The organism is Escherichia sp. E4385, assembly GCF_963883145.1.
Classification (GTDB): domain Bacteria; phylum Pseudomonadota; class Gammaproteobacteria; order Enterobacterales; family Enterobacteriaceae; genus Escherichia.
In genome coordinates, this window is sequence record NZ_CAWOOJ010000006.1 from 1 (window position 1) to 24,958 (window position 24,958).

The following is a 24,958-nucleotide window of genomic DNA, read 5'->3' on the forward strand; positions in this document are numbered from 1 at the left end:
TTTGCTCTTTAAAAATCTGGATCAAGCTGAAAATTGAAACACTGAACAACGAAAGTTGTTCGTGAGTCTCTCAAATTTTCGCAACACGATGATGAATCGAAAGAAACATCTTCGGGTTGTGAGGTTAAGCGACTAAGCGTACACGGTGGATGCCCTGGCAGTCAGAGGCGATGAAGGACGTGCTAATCTGCGATAAGCGTCGGTAAGGTGATATGAACCGTTATAACCGGCGATTTCCGAATGGGGAAACCCAGTGTGATTCGTCACACTATCATTAACTGAATCCATAGGTTAATGAGGCGAACCGGGGGAACTGAAACATCTAAGTACCCCGAGGAAAAGAAATCAACCGAGATTCCCCCAGTAGCGGCGAGCGAACGGGGAGCAGCCCAGAGCCTGAATCAGTGTGTGTGTTAGTGGAAGCGTCTGGAAAGGCGTGCGATACAGGGTGACAGCCCCGTACACAAAAATGCACATGCTGTGAGCTCGATGAGTAGGGCGGGACACGTGGTATCCTGTCTGAATATGGGGGGACCATCCTCCAAGGCTAAATACTCCTGACTGACCGATAGTGAACCAGTACCGTGAGGGAAAGGCGAAAAGAACCCCGGCGAGGGGAGTGAAAAAGAACCTGAAACCGTGTACGTACAAGCAGTGGGAGCCTCTTTATGGGGTGACTGCGTACCTTTTGTATAATGGGTCAGCGACTTATATTCTGTAGCAAGGTTAACCGAATAGGGGAGCCGAAGGGAAACCGAGTCTTAACTGGGCGTTAAGTTGCAGGGTATAGACCCGAAACCCGGTGATCTAGCCATGGGCAGGTTGAAGGTTGGGTAACACTAACTGGAGGACCGAACCGACTAATGTTGAAAAATTAGCGGATGACTTGTGGCTGGGGGTGAAAGGCCAATCAAACCGGGAGATAGCTGGTTCTCCCCGAAAGCTATTTAGGTAGCGCCTCGTGAATTCATCTCCGGGGGTAGAGCACTGTTTCGGCAAGGGGGTCATCCCGACTTACCAACCCGATGCAAACTGCGAATACCGGAGAATGTTATCACGGGAGACACACGGCGGGTGCTAACGTCCGTCGTGAAGAGGGAAACAACCCAGACCGCCAGCTAAGGTCCCAAAGTCATGGTTAAGTGGGAAACGATGTGGGAAGGCCCAGACAGCCAGGATGTTGGCTTAGAAGCAGCCATCATTTAAAGAAAGCGTAATAGCTCACTGGTCGAGTCGGCCTGCGCGGAAGATGTAACGGGGCTAAACCATGCACCGAAGCTGCGGCAGCGACACTATGTGTTGTTGGGTAGGGGAGCGTTCTGTAAGCCTGTGAAGGTGTGCTGTGAGGCATGCTGGAGGTATCAGAAGTGCGAATGCTGACATAAGTAACGATAAAGCGGGTGAAAAGCCCGCTCGCCGGAAGACCAAGGGTTCCTGTCCAACGTTAATCGGGGCAGGGTGAGTCGACCCCTAAGGCGAGGCCGAAAGGCGTAGTCGATGGGAAACAGGTTAATATTCCTGTACTTGGTGTTACTGCGAAGGGGGGACGGAGAAGGCTATGTTGGCCGGGCGACGGTTGTCCCGGTTTAAGCGTGTAGGCTGGTTTTCCAGGCAAATCCGGAAAATCAAGGCTGAGGCGTGATGACGAGGCACTACGGTGCTGAAGCAACAAATGCCCTGCTTCCAGGAAAAGCCTCTAAGCATCAGGTAACATCAAATCGTACCCCAAACCGACACAGGTGGTCAGGTAGAGAATACCAAGGCGCTTGAGAGAACTCGGGTGAAGGAACTAGGCAAAATGGTGCCGTAACTTCGGGAGAAGGCACGCTGATATGTAGGTGAAGCGACTTGCTCGTGGAGCTGAAATCAGTCGAAGATACCAGCTGGCTGCAACTGTTTATTAAAAACACAGCACTGTGCAAACACGAAAGTGGACGTATACGGTGTGACGCCTGCCCGGTGCCGGAAGGTTAATTGATGGGGTCAGCGCAAGCGAAGCTCTTGATCGAAGCCCCGGTAAACGGCGGCCGTAACTATAACGGTCCTAAGGTAGCGAAATTCCTTGTCGGGTAAGTTCCGACCTGCACGAATGGCGTAATGATGGCCAGGCTGTCTCCACCCGAGACTCAGTGAAATTGAACTCGCTGTGAAGATGCAGTGTACCCGCGGCAAGACGGAAAGACCCCGTGAACCTTTACTATAGCTTGACACTGAACATTGAGCCTTGATGTGTAGGATAGGTGGGAGGCTTTGAAGTGTGGACGCCAGTCTGCATGGAGCCGACCTTGAAATACCACCCTTTAATGTTTGATGTTCTAACGTAGACCCCTAATCGGGGTTGCGGACAGTGTCTGGTGGGTAGTTTGACTGGGGCGGTCTCCTCCTAAAGAGTAACGGAGGAGCACGAAGGTTGGCTAATCCTGGTCGGACATCAGGAGGTTAGTGCAATGGCATAAGCCAGCTTGACTGCGAGCGTGACGGCGCGAGCAGGTGCGAAAGCAGGTCATAGTGATCCGGTGGTTCTGAATGGAAGGGCCATCGCTCAACGGATAAAAGGTACTCCGGGGATAACAGGCTGATACCGCCCAAGAGTTCATATCGACGGCGGTGTTTGGCACCTCGATGTCGGCTCATCACATCCTGGGGCTGAAGTAGGTCCCAAGGGTATGGCTGTTCGCCATTTAAAGTGGTACGCGAGCTGGGTTTAGAACGTCGTGAGACAGTTCGGTCCCTATCTGCCGTGGGCGCTGGAGAACTGAGGGGGGCTGCTCCTAGTACGAGAGGACCGGAGTGGACGCATCACTGGTGTTCGGGTTGTCATGCCAATGGCACTGCCCGGTAGCTAAATGCGGAAGAGATAAGTGCTGAAAGCATCTAAGCACGAAACTTGCCCCGAGATGAGTTCTCCCTGAGACTTTGAGTCTCCTGAAGGAACGTTGAAGACGACGACGTTGATAGGCCGGGTGTGTAAGCGCAGCGATGCGTTGAGCTAACCGGTACTAATGAACCGTGAGGCTTAACCTTACAACGCCGAAGATGTTTTGGCGGATTGAGAGAAGATTTTCAGCTTGATAACAGATTAAATTAACCGGCGATAAGCGGGTTAATAAACAGAATTTGCCTGGCGGCCGTAGCGCGGTGGTCCCACCTGACCCCATGCCGAACTCAGAAGTGAAACGCCGTAGCGCCGATGGTAGTGTGGGGTCTCCCCATGCGAGAGTAGGGAACTGCCAGGCATCAAATAAAACGAAAGGCTCAGTCGGAAGACTGGGCCTTTTGTTTTATCTGTCGTCCGTCCTGAATAGCGTAGGCAGTAAAAACCACCTGATGTGGTTCTGACTAAGAAATAAAAACCCTATCATTCCCTTGCTAACTAAATTCGCAGTTATGGTTGCATAAATATCAGTAACAAATGTATAACATTTGTCTTACTAAATAATAAACAACATTGGCCGACAAAAGCATCGGATTATGGCAGGAGAAATATTGGCATGGCAGAAAGCACTGTAACGGCAGACGGCAAACTGACAAGTAGTGATACTCGTCGCCGCATCTGGGCAATAGTAGGGGCCTCTTCAGGTAATCTGGTCGAGTGGTTCGATTTTTATGTCTACTCATTCTGTTCCCTCTACTTTGCCCACATTTTCTTCCCTTCTGGTAACACTACCACTCAATTACTGCAAACAGCCGGTGTTTTTGCTGCGGGCTTTCTGATGCGTCCAATCGGTGGCTGGCTATTTGGACGCATAGCCGATAAACATGGTCGTAAAAAATCAATGCTGTTATCGGTGTGTATGATGTGTTTCGGATCTCTGGTTATTGCCTGCCTCCCTGGTTATGAAACTATCGGTACCTGGGCTCCGGCATTATTGCTTCTCGCGCGTTTATTCCAGGGATTATCCGTTGGTGGAGAATATGGCACCAGCGCCACCTATATGAGTGAAGTTGCTGTCGAAGGGCGCAAAGGGTTCTATGCTTCGTTCCAGTACGTCACGCTAATTGGCGGTCAGTTGCTGGCCTTACTGGTGGTGGTTGTTCTACAACATACTATGGAAGATTCTGCTCTTAGAGAGTGGGGATGGCGCATTCCTTTTGCGTTAGGAGCGGTGTTAGCCGTTGTGGCATTGTGGTTACGTCGTCAGTTAGATGAAACTTCACAACAAGAGACGCGAGCGTTAAAAGAAGCGGGGTCAATGAAAGGATTATGGCGCAATCGCCGTGCATTCATCATGGTTCTCGGCTTCACTGCTGCGGGTTCTCTTTGTTTCTATACCTTTACCACCTATATGCAGAAATATCTGGTGAATACTGCGGGAATGCACGCTAACGTAGCAAGCGGCATTATGACTGCGGCATTGTTTGTATTTATGCTCATTCAACCGTTCATTGGCGCGCTGTCAGATAAGATTGGACGCCGAACCTCAATGTTATGCTTTGGCTCTTTGGCCGCTATTTTTACCGTCCCCATACTATCAGCATTGCAGAACGTCTCCTCTCCTTATGCCGCTTTTGGTCTGGTGATGTGCGCCCTGCTGATAGTGAGTTTTTATACATCAATCAGTGGAATACTGAAGGCTGAGATGTTCCCGGCGCAGGTTCGCGCATTAGGTGTTGGTCTGTCATATGCGGTCGCCAATGCTATATTTGGTGGTTCGGCGGAGTACGTAGCGTTGTCGCTGAAATCGATAGGAATGGAAACGGCATTTTTCTGGTATGTGACATTGATGGCCGTGGTAGCGTTTCTGGTTTCTTTGATGCTGCACCGCAAAGGGAAGGGGATGCGTCTTTAGTGATGCGCTATTTGCCAGACGGTATAGCCGGTAGTTGCACCGGCTATATCCCAGGCAAAATCCTTCCAGCTCCAGCCGCTCCCCTCAGGGCGGCTATCCCAAAGCTCTTTTGACACTCCCAGCCCTACAGAGAACACCAGCCCGAACATCGCGCTGCGGTCGCGGCTCATCCCCTGATGTTGCGCGTATTCATTTCCTGCGGCGGAAAGCATCGCCGAGGCGATAAAGTGTTGAGCTTTATCCTGCCCGCTCCAGCTATCGTTAGCCATATGGCTGCATCCAGAAAGTAACAATAGCGAACAGACAAAAAGAATACGCAACGCGGCCTCCAAAAAACAAACCCCGTACAGGACGGGGTTCAGATTACAGGATACGGCTAATTAATCGGTCGATGCGGATGCGGCGCAAACGGCGGATAAGTTTGCGAACTTTTACCGGGTAATCGGCAATACTTTGCAGATCGCGGTAGTGCTTAACAATGGTGGTATGCTCGCGGATCAGAGCCAGTTCTTTTTCACGCTGCGGCGCAAGCTCCAGTTGTGGATCGTGGATCAAAATGGCGTTTTCCAGATCCAGACGCCAGGCGCGTGGGTTCAGGTTATTACCGGTTATCAGCATCCACTTATCATCAACCCACATTCCTTTCAGGTGATAAGTATTATCGTCATCTTTCCACAAACGGACCACTAACTGGTCAGTATTGACGTAATACTGCAAACGACTCAGGAAGCGACGCAAATTAATCTCATAAAGATAAGGCAACGCGCCAATTATCTTGAATGGCTCATCTTCCGGAATATAGAAGTCATTCGCGGTTTTATCACCAACGATAATTTCGACCTTTTTCCCTTCACGCAGCAGCTGGATGATATTGCGCACCAGGATTGCCGGCAGGTTGAAGTATGGCGTACAGATAGTCAGTTTCTGTTCTGCACAGGGCATCAGATGGAAAATGGTCTTGTTCAACAGACTCGATTTCCCCAGCCCCACTAGCGGCGTTACGGAAAGCTGATCGTTGTCGGCATCTCCCTGAAAATGATAAGCGGCATCGCGCAGCTCCTGGCGGAACAGGCGAATGTCGTTCTTGATTTCCGGGCTTTTTGGGCGATGTTCATCATCCAGACGGTTAACACCGCGACCATTCATAATATTCTGCGTAACCCATTCAAACATAATGTCTGACATCTTGCGGTTACGAATCAGATGGTAACGGTCGTAGCGGTATTTATCGTGCTGATGCAGATAAACATCGTTCAGGCTGGCACCGCTGTAAAGTACGCTATCGTCGATGATAAAGCCTTTAAAATGCAGAACGCCCAGGGCTTCACGGGTATTGATGGGTACACCATAAACCGGAACATCTACGCCCGGATTTTCCTGCGCCATGCGGCAGTACCAGTCAGCATTAGTGTTAGATGCCGCAGCGCCAATGCGTCCACGTTGCGCACGATGCCAGTCGACCAGCACCCGTACATCCAGTTCCGGACGCTGCCTTTTAGCCTCATACAACGCGTTCAGAATGCCTTTGCCACCGTCATCCTGTTCGAGATACAGGGCGACAATGCAAATGCGCTGCTTCGCGCTGGCGATTTTTTCCAGCAGCGTCTCCCGGAAGTCGGCGGGAGCGTAAAAGAAATCGACATCATCAACTGATTGAGAAATCTTGGGTAGTTGGGCAAGGTGTTGTTGATGTTTATTACGCTTAAATTTTGACAACATCACAGTGCATTTCTTCTCTGTTCATTGAAGGGTCCTCTGTGCAATGCAGACGACATAAGCGGGCAATAATAACACCAGTCCCGATTAAGTGGTCAACATTTCCAGTACCTTACTCATGATTCCTCGCGCTGGGCAAGATTTAGCGTAAGCCCAACGATCCCCTCTTCGAGCTGGATATCAACGTTAAACCCGAGCTTGCGGGCCAGCGCCACCATGCCACGATTGTTTGGCATCGTAATACCATTCAGACGTTGTAGTCCGTGATCTCGCGTATAGGTAATCAACTTTTCCATTAAGCGTCGACCTAAGCCTAACCCTTTGAGATCCGAGCGAACCAGCACGGCAAATTCGGCATCGATGTTATCAGGGTCGGAGATCGCACGCGTGACGCCGAGAATCTCTTCCGTTTGATCAATACGTCGTACCGCTACAAACGCCATTTCCCGATCGTAGTCGATCTGCGTCATGTTGGCTAAATCTTCATGGGTAAATTCGTTGATCTCGCTAAAGTAGCGGTAATAAAGATCTTCTTTGGTGACTCGCGAAATGAATTGCTGAAGTTGTGGCTCATCTTCTGGCAAAATCGGGCGGAACAAGCAGCGTTCACCGTTTTTCAATTCTACCCATTCTTCCAGCTGATGCGGATAAGGGCGCACTGCCAGCCGACTCTCGTTATCGCCTTCAAACGGCGCGATATCCAGCGTGACATCCAGCGCGGTAAATTCACTGCCAGAAGCCAGCAAAGGATGAATATCCAGACGCTGAATTTCCGGGCAATCGACAATCAAGTTGGAAACCTGCACCAGAAGCTGGCTCAAGCCTGCAACATCCAATGGGCGTAGCGCACTGCGCGCACGAATCTTTTTACTTTTGATCCCCTGAATGACCAGATAACGGGCCAGGTTCATGTTCAGCGGCGGCAGTGCGACGACGGCTTGATCTTCAGGACGCCACTCCACACCTCCCTCACCCAGCATGATCAACGGCCCAAAAACCGGATCGTGCTCAACCACAACCCGCAACTCCTGAGCGCCAGCACGGTTAGCCATACTTTGCACCAGCAGACCGTGGATCCGCGCCTGCGGCCAGGCCATTTTTACGCGATCGAAAATAGCGTTCGCGGCTTGCTGGACTTCATTGGCTGTACGCAGGTAGAGCATGACGCCCTGAACTTCCGATTTATGTGGAATATCCGGCGAACGCAATTTCAGTGCCACCGGATAACCAATCTGTTCAGCAATATGCACCGCTTCGGTGCTGTCGCTGGCAATCCAGGTGGGAAGCGTGTTCATGCCATACGCTTGCAGGATGGGCTGAACTTCATGGGTATCGAGCGACGTTGCTCCTTCGGCAATCGCCTGTTGCAACAGAAGATGCGCTTCTGCGGTATTAGAGGTCAGATTGCTGGGCAGTGCCGGCGTTTCGCGTAGTTGCTTCTGGTTACGTCGGTACTCCACCATATGCATAAAAGCGGTGATGGTTCCTTCCGGAGTGCGGTAGGTCGGCAGCCCGGCTTCGCTGAATAAACGTCGCGCCTCTTGCGAGGAGTGTTCGCCGCACCAGTTCGTCAGCAGAGAGACATACTTGCTGCGAGGGTGATGTTTTACCGCTTCAATTAATGCCAGTGCGCTTTCTGTGGCGGGAGCCGCGGCACTGGGCGAATGAATAACCATCAGCGCATCAAAATCCTGGCTGTGGAGCAGAATATCCAGCGTTTTAATATAGTGCTCACTGCTGGCGTCATCGCGCAGATCGAGCGGGTTAGAGATTACTACATGTTCTGGCAGCGCATCACGTAGTTTCTGGCAGGTTTCTTCGTTTAGCGTTGCCAGCTTGCCATTGCGTGACCATAAGGCATCCAGCGCCAGCGCAGCTGGCGCTGCACCGTTGCTGATAATCATCAGTCGGTCGCCACGCAATGGGCGCATATGGCTAAGGGTTTCCACTGCCGAAAACAGTTCGTGAGTGTCCTGCACTCGTAATAAACCGGCACGCTGAATAGCCGCATCCCATGCCGGGTCCATTCCTGCCGTCGTGTTGAGCAGTCGCTGTGCTGCCGGGCTACGTCCGCTTTTAATTACCAGAATCGGTTTATTACGCGAGGCGCTACGGGCCGCCGAAACAAAGCGCCGCGCGTCGCTTAATTGTTCGAGGTAGAGCAGGATGGCGCTGGTTTTACTGTCACGCGCCAGATAGTCGAGCAATTCATCAACGTCGATATCCAGGCTATCGCCGAGCGCAATAAAATACGAAAAGCCCATTTCACGCTGTTGCGCCCAGTCGAGAATGGTGTTGGAGACGGCAGCCGATTGCGAAATAAACGCCAGCTTGCCGCGCTTAATTGGTACGGGCGAAAAGCTGGCATTCAGACCTTGCCACGGCGCCAGTAATCCCAGACTGTTTGGTCCAAGCAGGCGCATGTTATGGCGCTGGGCGCAGGCTCGGAGAGCTTCGTGTTGCGATGCCGGGGCAGAAAGAATAATGCAGGTTTTACAGCCTTTTTCGCCGAGTTCTTCCAGAAGCGCCAGATTGCGGCTGGCATTTGTACACAGCACAGCAAGGTCGGGCGTAAATGGCAGACTGGCGATATCCGGCCAGGCCAGTACGCCTTGTACCGCTTTCCAGGCCGGCGTCACCGGTAACACCGGTCCGTTAAAGCCTCCCGCCAGCAGGTTACGCATCATCAGGTAACCTGCGCGATTGGGTTTCATCGATGCGCCAATTACCGCAATCGATTTTGGTCGCAGTAGTGCTTCCAGTCCTCGCTGACTCATACCGGTCTCCCGCAGAAGTGACCGAATGATTTTAAACGCTTTCTAACTGTTCTGCTGTGATACTACCCAGATGTTGCGTTTTTCCTGCCAGATAGCGTGTTTTAAAGCGAGTGAAATGCTCGCCTAAGCTGGCCGCAGCCCTGGTATCGCCCGCCATATCTAAAAGTGCGATAGCCACTTCAGCGGTACAATATTGGCCTTCAGCCTGGGCTTCACGCAGGCGATAGGCAGAAAGCCGGGAAAGATCGACGGAAATGACGGGGAGATTATCCAGATACGGACTTTTACGAAACATCTTGCGCGCTTCCGGCCAGGTACCATCGAGCATGATAAACAGCGGTGGCTTACCGGAAGGCGGGGTGAAGATCACTTCCCGGTGCTCATCAGCATATGAGGCGGGAAAGACCACCATTGGTTGATAATCCGGGTTTTGCACCAGAGCCAGCAGTTCTTGTGATGGTTCGGTACGCGACCATTGAAACGCAACGGTATCAGGTAAAATATCAGCAATCAGACGCCCGGTGTTACTTGGCTTCATTGGCTCAGTGTCGAACATCAGCAAACAGAAGCGACTTTTTGCTTCCGCTGGGGTAATTGTCGAACAGAGACATAATTTCTCTGGCAAAAGACAGCGTTGGCAGCGACGAACGCGATTACCGCGGGCAAGAAAAGGACGTGTTGCGCGCGCAATGCGTTTGGCGCGTAACTGGAGAACAGCGTTTTCGGTCATAAGAGAGCGTCGAAAAAACGCCATTGTCGCAGAGGAGAAAACGGGGCACAAGATGCGCCCCGGTAAGATTAAAGAGATTCGTTCAGCCAGCTGTCGAACGGCGCTTTCGGTACTGCGCCATTAAGCATGTCGACAACCTGACCATTTTTGAAAATCATGATCGTCGGAATACTGCGAATACCAAAGCGGCTGCTTAATTCACGTTCAGCTTCGGTATTCACTTTCACAAAGCGCACTTTACCGCTACGCTCTTGCGCAACATCTTCAAAAATTGGCGCGAAGTTACGGCAGGGGCCGCACCACGGCGCCCAGAAGTCGATCACCACAGGTAGATCATCTTTCAGCAATTTGTCGAGCGTTTCACCGGTCGCATTAATCACCTCTCCGTCAAACAAGTCGTGACCGCAGCGTCCGCATTTTGCCGCATCTTCGATCCGATCGTCGGGAATGCGATTGATGGCCTGACAATGGGTACAAACGGTATTCATAACTAACCTCGGGATGAGTAAGGAGACTTATCGGCAACGACGCCGGTATGTTTCTAATATGTTACATATTATCGGGAACATTGTTCTAGACAACAATCTGTTTTATTCAATGGGTATGATAGACGTAGGCTTTGGAACGAAATCATGGCGAACCGCGCGCACTTCGGGTAATCTGCGCGCTTCGCGCAGCGCTGGTGGAGAAAAGCATGAACGATGAAATGAAAAGCAAAAGCGGCAAGGTCAAAGTGATGTATGTCCGCAGTGATGATGATTCTGATAAACGTACCCATAACCCGCGTACCGGGAAAGGGGGCGGGCGTCCAGGAAAATCTCGTGCCGACGGTGGCCGTCGCCCCGCCCGCGATGACAAACAGAGTCAGCCCCGTGACCGCAAGTGGGAAGAGTCGCCGTGGCGCACAGTTTCCCGCGCGCCTGGTGATGATGCGCCGGAAAAGGCCGATCACGGTGGCATCAGTGGTAAAAGTTTTATTGATCCGGAAGTGTTGCGTCGTCAGCGTGCGGAAGAAACCCGCGTCTACGGCGAAAACGCATGTCAGGCACTGTTCCAGAGCCGTCCGGAAGCAATTGTTCGCGCCTGGTTTATCCAGAGCGTAACGCCACGTTTTAAAGAAGCATTGCGCTGGATGGCGGCAAACCGCAAAGCGTACCATGTGGTGGATGAAGCTGAACTGACAAAGGCGTCAGGTACGGAGCATCACGGAGGCGTGTGCTTCCTGATCAAAAAGCGTAACGGTACAACCGTGCAGCAGTGGGTAAGCAAGGCTGGTGCGCAGGATTGTGTACTGGCGCTGGAAAACGAATCTAACCCGCATAACCTGGGCGGTATGATGCGTAGCTGTGCGCACTTTGGCGTGAAAGGCGTTGTGGTGCAGGATGCGGCATTGCTGGAATCGGGGGCGGCTATTCGTACCGCAGAAGGCGGCGCAGAACATGTTCAGCCGATTACTGGCGACAACATTGTTGACGTGTTGGATGATTTCCGTCAGGCGGGCTACACCGTGGTGACCACTTCCAGCGAGCAAGGTAAACCGCTGTTCAAAACCAGTCTGCCAGAAAAAATGGTGCTGGTGCTGGGGCAGGAATATGAAGGGTTACCGGATGCAGCACGCGATCCGAACGATTTACGCGTGAAGATTGACGGTACTGGCAACGTTGCTGGACTGAATATTTCTGTCGCAACTGGCGTTCTGCTTGGCGAATGGTGGCGTCAGAATAAAGCCTGATAAATCAGCCGGGTGGCAACTCTGCCATCCGGCATTTTCCCGCAAATTTACTCACTCTCTGCCGGTAATACAGGCATCCAGTCAATCGGCGTCTCGCCACGTTGTTCCAGCCACTGATTTGCCAGCACAAAATGGTTACAGCCAAAGAATCCACGATGCGCAGAAAGCGGTGACGGATGCGGTGCTTTCAGTACGTGATGGCGTTGCTTATCTATAATCGCCCCTTTCTTTTGCGCATGAGATCCCCACAACAAAAACACCACGCCTTCGCGATGCTGATTAATCAGGCTGATGACTTTATCAGTAAACGTCTCCCAACCGAGGCTGGCGTGGGAATGCGCCTGACCTGCGCGTACCGTCAATACGGTATTGAGCAGCAGAACGCCCTGACGCGCCCAGCTTTCGAGATAGCCATGCGCCGGGCGGGTAAAGCCTGGAACAGTATTTTCCAGCTCTTTATACATATTCAGTAATGACGGCGGAGTGGGGATACCGGGGCGAACAGAAAACGCCAGGCCGTGAGCCTGTCCGGGGCCGTGATAAGGATCCTGGCCGAGAATCACGACTTTGACATCGCCTAACTCGGTAAAACGAAAGGCGTTAAAGACATCTTTTTGTGGCGGATAGATAGTGATGCCGGATTGCCGCTCGCTGGCGACGGTCTGAAGGGTATTAAGAAAATAGGGTTGTTGCTTCTCTTCAGCCAGCACGTCATGCCAGGTTAATTCGTTAGCCATCTCGCTCTCCTGCGAATCTTCAATCCGCCTAGCTTAACTGCTTCTTTCTACAGAACAAAATCAAGCTCATTTTTTAGACATAATCGACTGTAAAAAAATGTAAATTGGTAAAATTTCACACCCGCATAAGTTGATGTAAAACAATAAAATCCACTTGTCGCTACACTTAATCTGTGTTTTTTATTGATTTAAATCAAAGAATCAGGGGTCTTTGAGGAGTATATATACACTCAAGCAACAATGGTTTTACCAATTGGCCGCGACAGGCTGAACAAATCAAATAATTTTGCCGGGGAGGCATCACATGATTACAGGTATCCAGATTACTAAAGCCGCTAACGACGATCTGCTGAACTCTTTCTGGCTGCTGGACAGCGAAAAAGGCGAAGCGCGTTGCATCGTTGCGAAAGCAGGTTTTGCAGAAGACGAAGTGGTTGCAGTAAGCAAACTGGGTGACATTGAGTACCGTGAAGTTCCAGTAGAAGTTAAACCAGAAGTTCGCGTAGAAGGTGGTCAGCACCTGAACGTAAACGTTCTGCGTCGTGAAACTCTGGAAGATGCAGTTAAGCATCCGGAAAAATATCCGCAGCTGACCATCCGTGTATCCGGTTATGCAGTTCGCTTTAACTCTCTGACTCCGGAACAGCAGCGCGACGTTATCGCTCGTACCTTTACTGAAAGCCTGTAAGGCTTAAGTAGCAAGTTACTAAGCGGAAGAGGGCGACCTCTTCCGTTTTTTTTCATTAATAGAAAATACGTACCGCGCAATAAACCAGCAACAGTGCCAGCACGATATTTAACTGGCGACCATACTGGCGAAACAATCGCTGAAACAGATGCCCCGCCAGCGCCCAGCACACATTGCCAAACGTCCCAATCATTGCCAGCAAAACGCTGACGCCAACTACCCAGCTTAACGCCTGCGTTTGCGGCAGGACAAACGTCGATAGTGCCGTAATGCCGTACAAAATGATTTTGACGTTCACAAACTGTAGCGCAAAGCTTGCCCAAAAGCTGATCGGTTTTGCCTGAAGCCCGTCTTCCTTTGTTGGGCTGGTAGCGATTTTCCACGCCAGCCAGACAATATATGCCGCCCCCGCCCAACTCAACAGATGCACTGCCGCCGGGTCAATAACAGCCAGTGAAAACGAAATTCCCGCGCACAGTAGCATGACGATTAAAAATCCCAGACTCATCCCCGCCAGTACGCGGGTACTCTGACGAAACCCATGCGACGTTGCAGAACTAAGGGCGAGAATATTGTTTGGTCCTGGCGTGAGGGCAGTAATCAGGGTGTAGGTCCAAAAAGCACTTAAAAGGGTCGGCGTCACTTGTTATCTCCTCTGTTTTGGTAGACAGTACCCGACACAAAACATTTAAAAAAATGAATGTTTTCACATTCTAAGTTCGATATTTTCGATAGGTTTGGGATTATGGATCTGCGCCGTTTTATTACCCTAAAAACCGTGGTGGAAGAGGGTTCTTTTTTGCGAGCTTCGCAAAAATTGTGCTGCACACAGTCGACGGTGACTTTTCATATTCAGCAGCTTGAACAGGAGTTCTCGGTCCAGTTGTTTGAGAAAATTGGTCGACGGATGTGCCTCACTCGCGAAGGCAAAAAGCTGCTGCCGCACATCTATGAACTCACCAGAGTAATGGATACGCTTCGCGTAGCTGCCAAAAAAGAGTCGGAGCCGGACGGAGAACTGCGCGTTGTTTCGGGCGAAACGTTGCTCTCTTACCGTATGCCGGAGGTGTTGCAGCGTTTTCGGCAACGCGCACCAAAAGTGCGTTTATCATTGCAGTCACTGAACTGTTACGTGATTCGTGATGCACTACTGAATGATGAGGCCGATGTCGGCATCTTTTATCGCGTAGGGAATGATGATGCACTGAACCGACGTGAGTTGGGTGAACAATCGCTGGTGCTGGTGGCTTCACCGCAAATTGCAGATGTCGATTTTACTGAGTCGGGAAGACATAACGCCTGTAGTTTTATTATCAACGAACCACAATGTATCTTCCGCCAGATATTTGAGAGCACGCTTCGCCAGCAGCGGATCACGGTGGAAAACACCATAGAGCTTATAAGTATCGAAAGCATCAAGCGTTGTGTCGCGGCCAATATCGGTGTCAGCTACCTGCCACGCTTTGCGGTGGCAAAAGAACTTGCGAGCGGTGAATTAATTGAATTGCCCTTTGGCGAGCCATCGCAGACCATTACAGCAATGTGCGCACACCATGCCGGAAAAGCGGTTAGCCCGGCGATGTACACTTTTATTCAGTGTGTTGAAGAGTGTTTTGTGGCTGGATAAAAAAATGCCGGGCTTAAACCCGGCATTATGATTACTCTTCTGTTGTTTGCGGTGGCACGCCCGTTCCGCTTGGTTTACGGCGCTTACCAATATTTTTGGTATCGCGATGGCGTTTTTTCACCCGCGGCTTCTCTTTCTCTTTAGCCTTTTTCTTCTCGGCGCGTTTTGCCAGTACTTTCTTCGATGGCTTGCCAGTCTGTTTCTCGCTTGGTGCACGCGTTTTCGGGCGTAACTCATCAATTACGCGAGCTTTAATTGGCTCTTCAATATAGCGACCAACTTTGCCCAGCAGCAGATGGTCATGAGCTTCCACCAGCGAAATTGCGGTGCCTTTACGACCGGCGCGAGCGGTACGACCGATACGGTGCAAATAAGTATCGCCACTGCGCGGCATATCGAAGTTAAAGACGTGGCTGACATCCGGAATGTCAATACCGCGTGCGGCAACGTCGGTTGCAACCAGCACGTTAACGCGACCTTCGGTCAGGCGTTTAATCGCTTCATTACGCTTGCCTTGTACCATCTCACCTTCGAGATAGCAGTTGTTGATGCCCGCTTCGCGCAGCCAGTTTGCCAGCTCATGCACACGCTCACGCTTACGCACAAATACGATTGAGCGAGTCGCTTCAGGCTGTTTTAACAGATGCACCAGCAATGCGGTTTTATGCTCAAGATCATCGGCGCGGTAATACCACTGATGAATTTTTTTGCGCTCACGAGTGGAAGGATTCGCAGAAACTTCCACCGGATCTTCCAGCAGACGCTCTGCAAAGTCCTGAATCGCATCGCCTTCCAGCGTTGCTGAAAAGAGCAGGGTCTGTTTACGCCAGCGCGTTTCGCCAGCAATATGTTCGATATCCTGAGCGAAGCCCATATCCAGCATACGGTCAGCTTCGTCGAGGATCAGCGTTTCAACTGCGCGGCAATCGAAGTTCTCTTCTTTTATGTATTGCAGCAGACGTCCGGTCGTGGCGACCACAATGTCCTGGTTTTCGCTGAAAACTTCTGCGTGGTTCATATAGGCCACGCCGCCAGTGATGGTGGCGATATCCAGATGCGTATGTTTCGCCAGTTCGCGGGCATGATCGGCCACCTGCATCGCCAGTTCGCGAGTCGGGGTGAGGATCAAAATACGCGGCGGACCGGATTTCTTACGTGGGAAATCGAGCAGGTGCTGCAACGCTGGCAGCAGATACGCCGCCGTTTTACCGGTGCCTGTCGGCGCAGAACCGAGTACATCACGGCCATCGAGCGCAGGCGGAATGGCGGCAGCCTGAATGGCGGTCGGGCGAGTGAAACCTTTATCCTGGAGGGCTTCCAGCAGGCTTTCGTCGAGTTCAAGTTCGGAAAAAGTCGTTACAGTCATGTTCTACCTCTGTGTGGGGCGCTGATTATAGACGTTACGGCTGCAATCTTCATCTGTTTGTATGGATATCGCTTCTCGGGTATTGTTCTCACCCGGTGCTATCGCCGTTTTTCCTGCAAGGTTTTATTTTCATGTCACAGTCTACATCCGTGCTTCGTCGTAATGGATTTACTTTTAAACAGTTTTTTGTTGCTCACGATCGCTGTGCGATGAAAGTGGGAACGGATGGTATTTTACTGGGCGCATGGGCACCGGTAGCTGGGGTAAAACGTTGCCTTGATATCGGCGCGGGTAGCGGGTTGCTGGCATTAATGCTGGCGCAGCGAACCGATGACAGCGTGATGATTGATGCAGTTGAACTGGAAAGTGAAGCTGCCGCGCAGGCGCAGGAAAATATCAACCAGTCCCCGTGGGCAGAGCGGATTAACGTCCATACGGCGGATATTCAGCAGTGGCTCACACAGCAGACAGTACGCTTCGATTTAATCATCAGTAACCCACCTTACTATCAGCAGGGAGTAGAGTGCGCGACACCTCAACGGGAACAGGCCCGCTATACCACTACGCTTGATCACCCATCGTTGCTGACCTGTGCGGCGGAGTGCATTACCGAAGAGGGATTTTTCTGCGTGGTGCTGCCAGAGCAGATTGGTAATGGTTTTACTGAACTGGCATTAAGCATGGGCTGGCATTTACGTTTGCGGACGGATGTGGCGGAAAACGAAGCGCGACTGCCGCATCGGGTGCTGCTGGCATTCTCCCCGCAGGCGGGAGAATGCTTTAGCGATCGCTTAGTCATTCGTGGGCCAGACCAGAACTATTCCGAAGCGTATACGGCGCTGACCCAGGCTTTTTATCTGTTTATGTAATGATTGCCGGGGGAAAGGATCGATGGACCGGAATGCGTGAGCAGTTCCGGATAATCCAGCGTGAAATGCAACCCCCGACTCTCTTTACGCATCATTGCACAGCGAACAATCAACTCGGCAACCTGCACCAGATTACGCAGTTCCAGCAAATTATTTGATACGCGGAAGTGTGCGTAATATTCGTCTATTTCCTGTTGCAACATATTGATACGCCGCAGAGCGCGCTCAAGGCGTTTTGTTGTGCGCACAATACCTACGTAATCCCACATAAACAGGCGTAACTCATGCCAGTTATGTTGAATCACCACCAGTTCGTCAGGATTCTCAACACGGCTTTCATCCCACGGCGGTAACGTACTGACGCCACGCGCATAAGGCATACGTTTTGTAATATCTTCCGCTGCCGACCAGCCATAGACCAGACACTCCAGCAAGGAGTTAGAGGCCATGCGGTTAGCACCATGTAAGCCTGTATAACTCACTTCGCCAATGGCATACAGGCCATCAACGTCCGTACGTCCATGATCGTCAACCATTACGCCGCCGCAGGTATAGTGCGCAGCAGGCACAATCGGCACCGGTTCTTTCGTGAGGTCAATACCCAACCCCAGCAACTTTTCATAGATCATTGGGAAATGCTGGCGAATAAATTCAGCGGGCTTATGGCTGATATCAAGGAACATACAATCCGCGCCGAGGCGTTTCATCTCATGGTCAATGGCGCGGGCGACAATATCGCGCGGGGCCAGTTCGCCGCGATCATCAAAATCAGGCATAAAACGTGTGCCGTCCGGGCGTTTCAAATAAGCGCCTTCGCCGCGTAAGGCTTCCGTTAACAGGAAATTCCGTGCCTGTGGATGGTACAGCGCGGTAGGGTGAAACTGATTAAATTCGAGATTGGCGACCCGGCAACCCGCACGCCAGGCCATGGCAATACCATCACCAGAGGAAATATCCGGATTGGTGGTGTACTGATAAACCTTCGACGCGCCGCCAGTTGCCAGCACCACCGCTTTAGCATGGCAAGTTTCCACGGTTTCTTTATTACGGTTCCACACCCACGCGCCGACAACCCGTCGCGTTCCAGGCAGGCCAATTTTGTCAGAAACAATCAGATCAACCGCATTGCTGCGTTCCAGCACACGAATATTCGGATGGTTCTGCGCCTTGCTCACCAGCGTGGTTTCTACTTCTCTGCCGGTGGCGTCGGCAGCATGAAGAATGCGACGGTGACTATGCCCACCTTCACGGGTCAGATGATAGCTTTCTTCGCCATTCGGCTGAACGTGGGTATCAAACAACACTCCCTGATCGATTAGCCATTGCACGCAGGAACGCGCGTTGCTGGCGACAAATTCAACCGCATGGCGATCGCAAATGCCGGCACCAGCAATTAATGTGTCTTCCACATGCGAGTCTATGCTGTCAGTTTCATCAAACACGGCGGCGATTCCGCCCTGGGCATAAAATGTTGAGCCTTCCGTTACCGGGCCTTTGCTAAGAACGATGACCTGATGCTGGTCAGCCAGACGTAGTGCCAGTGAAAGCCCGGCTGCGCCGCTACCGATAATCAGCACATCACAAGAATGTTCAGGAAGAGTATTCATTTTGTTTGTTTAATTTACTAAACACGGTTTGGTCAGCATAGCATCACGTTGTGTAATTAAACACCTGCTATTTTAATATTTGTTACAATGGCTAAACAGGGAGATCCTGGACGGTGGAAAAAAGAGAAGTTGCTTGCTGGCGGAGGATTAGGTGGTGAAATAAAAAGGCCGTTGGGGTACTCTTCAGGCAGTTAAATGGGCATTTCTACACAGATAATGCGATGTTCAGATTCTGTAGACTTATAATGATAGATAATGATCCGTCTACAGCATGACAAACAAAAACAGATGCGTTACGGAACTTTACAAAAACGAGACACTCTAACGTTTTGCTTGCTCAAATTGCAGCTAATGGAGTGGCGTTTCGATAGCGCGTGGAAATTTGGTTTGGGGAGACTTTACCTCGGATGAGCGAGCAGTTAACGGACCAGGTCCTGGTTGAACGGGTCCAGAAGGGAGATCAGAAAGCTTTTAACTTACTGGTAGTGCGCTATCAGCATAAAGTGGCGAGTCTGGTTTCCCGCTATGTGCCGTCGGGTGATGTTCCCGATGTGGTACAAGAAGCTTTTATTAAAGCCTATCGTGCGCTGGATTCGTTCCGGGGAGATAGTGCTTTTTATACATGGCTGTATCGGATCGCTGTAAATACAGCGAAAAATTACCTGGTTGCTCAGGGGCGTCGTCCACCTTCCAGTGATGTGGATGCCATTGAAGCAGAAAACTTCGAAAGTGGCGGCGCGCTGAAAGAAATTTCGAACCCTGAGAACTTAATGTTGTCAGAAGAACTGAGACAGATAGTTTTCCGAACTATTGAGTCCCTCCCGGAAGATTTACGCATGGCAATAACCTTGCGGGAGCTGGATGGCCTGAGCTATGAAGAGATAGCCGCTATCATGGATTGTCCGGTAGGTACGGTGCGTTCACGTATCTTCCGAGCGAGGGAAGCTATTGATAACAAAGTTCAACCGCTTATCAGGCGTTGACGATAGCGGGATACTGGATAAGGGTATTAGGCATGCAGAAAGAACAACTTTCCGCTTTAATGGATGGCGAAACGCTGGATAGTGAGCTGCTTAACGAACTGGCTCACAACCCGGAAATGCAGAAAACCTGGGAAAGCTATCACTTAATCCGTGACTCTATGCGGGGTGATACTCCTGAGTTGCTTCATTTCGATATCTCATCGCGCGTGATGGCCGCCATTGAAGAAGAGCCAGTTCGTCAACCGACGATATTGATCCCAGAGGCCCAGCCTGCTCCGCATCAATGGCAGAAAATGCCATTCTGGCAGAAAGTACGTCCATGGGCGGCACAGCTTACCCAAATGGGCGTAGCGGCATGTGTATCGCTTGCAGTTATCGTTGGCGTCCAGCACTATAATGGACAATCTGAAACGTCCCAGCAGCCCGAAACACCGGTATTCAATACTCTGCCGATGATGGGGAAAGCCAGTCCGGTAAGTCTGGGAGTACCTTCTGAAGCGACCGCAAACAATGGTCAACAGCAGCAGGTACAGGAGCAGCGTCGTCGCATTAATGCCATGTTGCAGGATTACGAACTGCAACGTCGACTCCACTCCGAACAGCTTCAGTTTGAGCAGGCACAAACACAGCAAGCCGCTGTACAGGTGCCAGGAATTCAAACTTTAGGAACGCAATCGCAGTAATGAAGCAACTTTGGTTTGCCATGTCATTAGTGACAGGTAGCCTGTTATTCTCTGCTAACGCCTCGGCCACTCCCGCGTCCGGGGCGTTATTACAGCAGATGAACCTGGCTAGCCAGTCACTGAATTACGAGCTGTCATTCATCAGCATCAATAAACAAGGTGTTGAGTCTCTGCGTTATCGACATGCACGCCTCGATAACCGTCCGCTTGCTCAGTTGTTGCAAATGGATGGCCCGCGCCGGGAAGTGGTACAGCGCGGCAATGAAATCAGCTACTTTGAGCCGGGCCTTGAACCGTTTACTCTTAATGGCGATTACATTGTTGATTCTCTGCCATCGCTCATTTATACCGATTTCAAACGCCTTTCTCCTTACTACGACTTTATCTCCGTGGGACGCACGCGTATTGCTGATCGTCTTTGCGAAGTCATTCGCGTAGTCGCCCGTGATGGTACACGCTACAGCTACATTGTGTGGATGGACACCGAATCGAAATTACCGATGCGGGTTGATCTCCTTGATCGCGATGGTGAAACGCTGGAACAATTTCGCGTGATTGCGTTTAACGTCAATCAGGATATCAGCAGCAGTATGCAGACGCTGGCGAAGGCAAATTTGCCGCCGTTGCTTTCTGTTCCTGTAGGTGAAAAAGCCAAATTCAACTGGACTCCAACCTGGTTGCCGCAGGGGTTTAGCGAAGTCTCCAGTAGCCGACGCCCGTTGCCCACGATGGACAATATGCCCATCGAATCACGTCTCTATTCCGACGGCTTGTTCAGCTTCTCGGTAAACGTTAACCGCGCGACGCCATCGAGCACCGATCAGATGTTGCGTACCGGACGCCGAACAGTCAGCACCAGCATACGTGACAACGCGGAAATCACTATTGTTGGTGAACTACCGCCGCAAACGGCGAAACGCATTGCCGAGAACATTAAGTTCGGGGCAGCGCAATGATCAAAGAGTGGGCTACCGTGGTCTCCTGGCAAAACGGGCAGGCGCTGGTCAGTTGTGATGTCAAAGCCTCATGCAGCAGCTGCGCTTCCCGCGCTGGCTGCGGCAGTCGCGTGTTGAATAAACTTGGTCCGCAAACCACACATACCATCGTCGTACCCTGTGATGAACCGTTAGTGCCGGGGCAAAAAGTCGAATTAGGAATCGCTGAAGGTAGCCTGCTTAGTTCCGCATTACTGGTTTATATGTCGCCACTGTTGGGATTATTCCTTGTTGCTTCGTTATTTCAGCTACTCTTTGCTTCAGACATCGCGGCGTTATGCGGCGCAATTCTTGGTGGCGTTGGTGGATTCCTGATTGCGCGCAGCTTCTCGCGAAAGTTTGCTGCCCGGGCTGAATGGCAACCGATCATTTTAAGCGTGGCATTGCCGCCAGGCCTTGTGCGGTTTGAAACATCTTCGGAAGACGCGAGCCAGTGATTTCACTGGCTTTGTTGCATTTTGCATAACAAATGCGAGGACGTTTCCAGATACCACAATCCATACGGTATGAACATTTCCTCGCCTCAATGTTGTAGTGTAGAATGCGGCCTTTCTATTAATACAGACGTTAAGCTCAGAACAGCGACTTCTAAAAGCCTGGTTAACCGGGCGTTAAGGCACAATAATCATACTTTATGAAGAATATACGTAACTTTTCGATCATAGCTCACATTGACCACGGTAAATCGACGCTGTCTGACCGTATTATCCAGATCTGCGGTGGCCTGTCTGACCGTGAAATGGAGGCGCAGGTTCTCGATTCCATGGATCTTGAGCGTGAGCGTGGCATTACCATCAAAGCGCAAAGCGTGACGCTGGACTACAAAGCGTCTGACGGTGAAACCTATCAGCTTAACTTTATCGACACCCCGGGCCACGTAGACTTCTCCTATGAAGTTTCCCGTTCGCTGGCTGCCTGTGAAGGTGCATTGCTGGTGGTCGACGCCGGGCAGGGCGTAGAAGCGCAAACACTGGCGAACTGCTACACCGCCATGGAAATGGATCTCGAAGTGGTGCCGGTACTGAACAAGATTGACTTACCGGCAGCCGATCCTGAACGCGTGGCGGAAGAAATTGAAGATATTGTTGGTATCGACGCCACCGATGCGGTGCGCTGTTCAGCGAAAACCGGCGTGGGCGTGCAGGACGTTCTCGAACGTCTGGTGCGCGACATTCCGCCGCCGGAAGGCGATCCAGAAGGTCCGTTACAGGCGCTGATTATCGACTCCTGGTTCGATAACTACCTGGGCGTGGTTTCACTTATCCGTATTAAAAACGGCACCTTGCGTAAGGGCGACAAAGTGAAAGTTATGAGCACCGGGCAGACCTATAACGCCGACCGCCTGGGGATCTTCACGCCGAAACAGGTTGATCGTACTGAACTGAAATGCGGCGAAGTAGGCTGGCTGGTGTGTGCGATCAAAGACATCCACGGTGCACCGGTAGGCGATACCTTAACGCTGGCGCGTAATCCGGCAGAAAAAGCGTTGCCTGGGTTTAAGAAAGTTAAACCGCAGGTATATGCCGGTCTGTTCCCGGTAAGTTCCGACGACTATGAAGCCTTCCGTGACGCGTTGGGCAAACTCAGCCTGAACGACGCTTCACTGTTCTATGAGCCAGAAAGCTCAACGGCGCTGGGCTTTGGTTTCCGCTGCGGCTTCCTCGGCCTGTTGCACATGGAGATCATTCAGGAACGTCTGGAACGTGAATACGATCTTGACCTGATTACCACAGCACCGACAGTAGTGTATGAAGTTGAAACTACGGCAAAAGAAGTTATCTACGTCGACAGCCCATCCAAGCTGCCAGCGGTAAATAACATCTACGAACTGCGCGAGCCGATTGCAGAGTGTCACATGCTGCTGCCGCAAGCGTATCTCGGTAACGTCATTACCTTGTGCGTTGAAAAACGCGGTGTACAGACCAACATGGTCTATCACGGAAACCAGGTAGCGCTGACGTACGAGATCCCGATGGCGGAAGTGGTGCTTGATTTCTTCGACCGACTGAAATCAACCTCGCGTGGCTATGCGTCTTTGGATTACAACTTCAAACGCTTCCAGGCTTCTGACATGGTGCGTGTTGACGTCTTAATCAACGGTGAACGTGTTGATGCGCTGGCATTGATCACCCACCGTGATAATTCGCAAAACCGTGGCCGCGAGCTGGTGGAGAAGATGAAAGATCTGATCCCTCGCCAGCAGTTTGATATCGCTATTCAGGCAGCGATTGGTACGCACATCATTGCGCGTTCCACCGTGAAGCAGCTGCGTAAAAACGTACTGGCTAAATGCTATGGTGGTGATATCAGCCGTAAGAAAAAGCTGCTGCAGAAACAGAAAGAAGGTAAGAAACGTATGAAGCAGATCGGTAACGTTGAGCTGCCGCAGGAAGCGTTCCTTGCCATTCTGCACGTCGGCAAAGACAACAAATAACCCTTAGGAGTTGGCATGGCGAATATGTTTGCCCTGATTCTGGTGATTGCCACACTGGTGACGGGCATTTTATGGTGCGTGGATAAATTCTTTTTCGCACCTAAACGACGGGAACGTCAGGCAGCGGCGCAAGCGGCTGCCGGGGATTCACTGGATAAAGCAACACTGAAAAAGGTTGCGCCGAAGCCAGGTTGGCTGGAAACCGGGGCTTCTGTATTTCCGGTGCTGGCTATCGTATTGATTGTGCGTTCATTTATTTATGAACCGTTCCAGATCCCGTCAGGTTCGATGATGCCGACTCTGTTAATCGGTGACTTCATTCTGGTAGAGAAATTTGCTTACGGCATTAAAGATCCTATTTACCAGAAAACATTGATCGAAACCGGTCATCCGAAACGTGGCGATATCGTGGTCTTCAAATACCCGGAAGATCCGAAGCTTGATTACATCAAGCGAGCGGTAGGTTTACCGGGCGATAAGGTCACTTATGATCCGGTCGCGAAAGAAGTGACCATTCAACCTGGATGCAGTTCTGGTCAAGCGTGTGAAAACGCGCTGCCGGTAACTTATTCCAACGTTGAACCGAGCGATTTCGTACAGACCTTCTCGCGTCGTAACGGCGGGGAAGCGACCAGTGGCTTCTTTGAAGTGCCGAAAAACGAAACCAAAGAAAATGGTATTCGTCTTTCCGAACGTAAAGAGACGTTGGGCGATGTAACGCATCGTATCCTGACTGTGCCAATCGCCCAGGATCAGGTAGGGATGTATTACCAGCAACCAGGACAACAACTGGCAACCTGGATTGTCCCGCCGGGTCAATACTTCATGATGGGCGATAACCGCGACAACAGCGCGGACAGCCGTTACTGGGGCTTTGTGCCGGAAGCGAATCTGGTAGGTCGGGCAACGGCAATCTGGATGAGTTTCGATAAGCAAGAAGGTGAATGGCCGACAGGTGTGCGCTTAAGTCGCATTGGCGGCATCCATTAATTGCTGCTTCTCGTTCACGTTGTCGTCATTCTGGCGGCAACGTGAATTATTTATGAGATAAATCTCCCCAGGCTAACGACATCCCTTATCGTTGTGTATAGAATATTCCCCCGAAGTTTAAGGTTGGCGCCTTCTGGTTGCCACGGCACACGAAACAGCGTTGGTTTCCATATATGGCGTAATGAATCCGCGACAAAGCGGTTAACAGAGCCTATGTGTATCAGGTCTGTTTCG

21 protein-coding genes and 2 rRNA genes are annotated in these 24,958 nt (G+C 51.2%); 14 read left to right on the forward strand and 9 right to left on the reverse strand.

Annotation, left to right across the window (positions count from 1 at the left end; translation table 11 throughout):
* The first annotated feature begins 122 nt into the window (after nt 1-122).
* From AACS80_RS06340 to kgtP, 3 genes are all read left to right on the forward strand, one after another.
* Nucleotides 123-3,024, forward strand: a 23S ribosomal RNA gene (locus AACS80_RS06340).
* A gap of 96 nt (nt 3,025-3,120) precedes the next feature.
* Nucleotides 3,121-3,236 (forward strand): 5S ribosomal RNA (rrf, locus tag AACS80_RS06345).
* Nucleotides 3,237-3,491: 255 nt separating this feature from the next.
* Complete coding sequence (gene kgtP, locus AACS80_RS06350; protein ID WP_130222062.1) at nt 3,492-4,790, forward strand: alpha-ketoglutarate permease; 1,299 nt, start codon at nt 3,492-3,494, stop codon at nt 4,788-4,790.
* Here the strand turns inward: kgtP and AACS80_RS06355 are convergent.
* From AACS80_RS06355 to trxC, 5 genes are all read right to left on the reverse strand, one after another.
* Nucleotides 4,787-5,110 carry a YfiM family lipoprotein gene (locus tag AACS80_RS06355; protein ID WP_130207576.1) on the reverse strand — a complete coding sequence of 108 codons (324 nt, stop codon included), beginning with the start codon at nt 5,108-5,110 and terminating at the stop codon, nt 4,787-4,789. The genes kgtP and AACS80_RS06355 overlap by 4 nt on opposite strands.
* Nucleotides 5,111-5,153: 43 nt before the next feature.
* The gene (gene pssA, locus AACS80_RS06360) at nt 5,154-6,509 is read right to left on the reverse strand and encodes a CDP-diacylglycerol--serine O-phosphatidyltransferase (protein WP_135410272.1); all 1,356 of its coding nucleotides are present in this window, start codon (nt 6,507-6,509) and stop codon (nt 5,154-5,156) included.
* Nucleotides 6,510-6,622: 113 nt separating this feature from the next.
* Nucleotides 6,623-9,283, reverse strand: coding sequence for a peptidyl-lysine N-acetyltransferase PatZ (patZ, locus tag AACS80_RS06370; protein ID WP_135410271.1), 2,661 nt, complete (start codon nt 9,281-9,283; stop codon nt 6,623-6,625).
* Nucleotides 9,284-9,314: 31 nt separating this feature from the next.
* Nucleotides 9,315-10,013, reverse strand: a complete 699-nt coding sequence (gene tapT / locus AACS80_RS06375) for a tRNA-uridine aminocarboxypropyltransferase (protein WP_130207572.1) — start codon at nt 10,011-10,013, stop codon at nt 9,315-9,317.
* A 68-nt stretch (nt 10,014-10,081) separates the two neighbouring features.
* Nucleotides 10,082-10,501 carry a thioredoxin TrxC gene (gene trxC, locus AACS80_RS06380; protein ID WP_001098726.1) on the reverse strand — a complete coding sequence of 140 codons (420 nt, stop codon included), beginning with the start codon at nt 10,499-10,501 and terminating at the stop codon, nt 10,082-10,084.
* Nucleotides 10,502-10,707: 206 nt separating this feature from the next.
* Between trxC and AACS80_RS06385 the strand changes: the two genes are divergently transcribed.
* Complete coding sequence (locus AACS80_RS06385; RefSeq protein ID WP_130207570.1) at nt 10,708-11,745, forward strand: tRNA/rRNA methyltransferase; 1,038 nt, start codon at nt 10,708-10,710, stop codon at nt 11,743-11,745.
* A 47-nt stretch (nt 11,746-11,792) separates the two neighbouring features.
* Here AACS80_RS06385 and ung read toward each other — a convergent pair whose 3' ends face one another.
* Nucleotides 11,793-12,482: a uracil-DNA glycosylase gene (gene ung, locus AACS80_RS06390; RefSeq protein ID WP_130214686.1), complete on the reverse strand. Its 690-nt coding sequence runs from the start codon at nt 12,480-12,482 to the stop codon at nt 11,793-11,795.
* Between the two features lie 304 nt (nt 12,483-12,786).
* Here ung and grcA point away from each other — a divergent pair, with 304 nt between their 5' ends.
* The gene (gene grcA, locus AACS80_RS06395; RefSeq protein ID WP_000627804.1) at nt 12,787-13,170 is read left to right on the forward strand and encodes an autonomous glycyl radical cofactor GrcA; all 384 of its coding nucleotides are present in this window, start codon (nt 12,787-12,789) and stop codon (nt 13,168-13,170) included.
* 55 nt (nt 13,171-13,225) lie between these two features.
* Here the strand turns inward: grcA and eamB are convergent, their stop codons facing one another.
* Nucleotides 13,226-13,813 carry a cysteine/O-acetylserine transporter gene (gene eamB / locus AACS80_RS06400; RefSeq protein ID WP_130214681.1) on the reverse strand — a complete coding sequence of 196 codons (588 nt, stop codon included), beginning with the start codon at nt 13,811-13,813 and terminating at the stop codon, nt 13,226-13,228.
* A 102-nt stretch (nt 13,814-13,915) separates the two neighbouring features.
* Here eamB and AACS80_RS06405 point away from each other — a divergent pair, with 102 nt between their 5' ends.
* Nucleotides 13,916-14,797, forward strand: a complete 882-nt coding sequence (locus AACS80_RS06405) for a LysR family transcriptional regulator (protein ID WP_135410270.1) — start codon at nt 13,916-13,918, stop codon at nt 14,795-14,797.
* A 31-nt stretch (nt 14,798-14,828) separates the two neighbouring features.
* Here AACS80_RS06405 and srmB read toward each other — a convergent pair whose 3' ends face one another.
* On the reverse strand, nt 14,829-16,163 hold the full coding sequence (gene srmB, locus AACS80_RS06410) for an ATP-dependent RNA helicase SrmB (RefSeq protein ID WP_000219193.1): 1,335 nt from the start codon (nt 16,161-16,163) through the stop codon (nt 14,829-14,831).
* Between the two features lie 131 nt (nt 16,164-16,294).
* Between srmB and trmN the strand changes: the two genes are divergently transcribed.
* Nucleotides 16,295-17,032, forward strand: coding sequence for a tRNA(1)(Val) (adenine(37)-N(6))-methyltransferase TrmN (gene trmN / locus AACS80_RS06415; RefSeq protein WP_004969696.1), 738 nt, complete (start codon nt 16,295-16,297; stop codon nt 17,030-17,032).
* Here the strand turns inward: trmN and nadB are convergent.
* Nucleotides 17,017-18,639, reverse strand: a complete 1,623-nt coding sequence (nadB, locus tag AACS80_RS06420) for an L-aspartate oxidase (RefSeq protein ID WP_135490548.1) — start codon at nt 18,637-18,639, stop codon at nt 17,017-17,019. The genes trmN and nadB overlap by 16 nt on opposite strands.
* A 255-nt stretch (nt 18,640-18,894) precedes the next feature.
* On the opposite strand from nadB, the gene rseD reads away from it, so the two are divergent.
* From rseD to lepB, 7 genes are all read left to right on the forward strand, one after another.
* Nucleotides 18,895-19,050 (forward strand): rpoE leader peptide RseD, encoded by a 156-nt coding sequence (gene rseD, locus AACS80_RS06425; protein WP_064526141.1) that lies wholly within the window; start codon nt 18,895-18,897, stop codon nt 19,048-19,050.
* The gene (rpoE, locus tag AACS80_RS06430; protein WP_001295364.1) at nt 19,047-19,622 is read left to right on the forward strand and encodes an RNA polymerase sigma factor RpoE; all 576 of its coding nucleotides are present in this window, start codon (nt 19,047-19,049) and stop codon (nt 19,620-19,622) included. Before rseD ends, rpoE begins: the two co-directional genes overlap by 4 nt.
* 32 nt (nt 19,623-19,654) lie before the next feature.
* Nucleotides 19,655-20,305 carry an anti-sigma-E factor RseA gene (rseA, locus tag AACS80_RS06435; RefSeq protein WP_130260422.1) on the forward strand — a complete coding sequence of 217 codons (651 nt, stop codon included), beginning with the start codon at nt 19,655-19,657 and terminating at the stop codon, nt 20,303-20,305.
* Nucleotides 20,305-21,261, forward strand: a complete 957-nt coding sequence (gene rseB / locus AACS80_RS06440) for a sigma-E factor regulatory protein RseB (RefSeq protein WP_064526144.1) — start codon at nt 20,305-20,307, stop codon at nt 21,259-21,261. The genes rseA and rseB overlap by 1 nt, the downstream gene beginning before the upstream one ends.
* The gene (rseC, locus tag AACS80_RS06445; protein ID WP_130260421.1) at nt 21,258-21,737 is read left to right on the forward strand and encodes a SoxR-reducing system protein RseC; all 480 of its coding nucleotides are present in this window, start codon (nt 21,258-21,260) and stop codon (nt 21,735-21,737) included. Before rseB ends, rseC begins: the two co-directional genes overlap by 4 nt.
* A gap of 197 nt (nt 21,738-21,934) precedes the next feature.
* Nucleotides 21,935-23,734, forward strand: a complete 1,800-nt coding sequence (gene lepA / locus AACS80_RS06450; protein WP_000790173.1) for a translation elongation factor 4 — start codon at nt 21,935-21,937, stop codon at nt 23,732-23,734.
* Between the two features lie 15 nt (nt 23,735-23,749).
* Nucleotides 23,750-24,724: a signal peptidase I gene (gene lepB / locus AACS80_RS06455; protein WP_000002532.1), complete on the forward strand. Its 975-nt coding sequence runs from the start codon at nt 23,750-23,752 to the stop codon at nt 24,722-24,724.
* Nucleotides 24,725-24,958 lie beyond the last annotated feature (234 nt).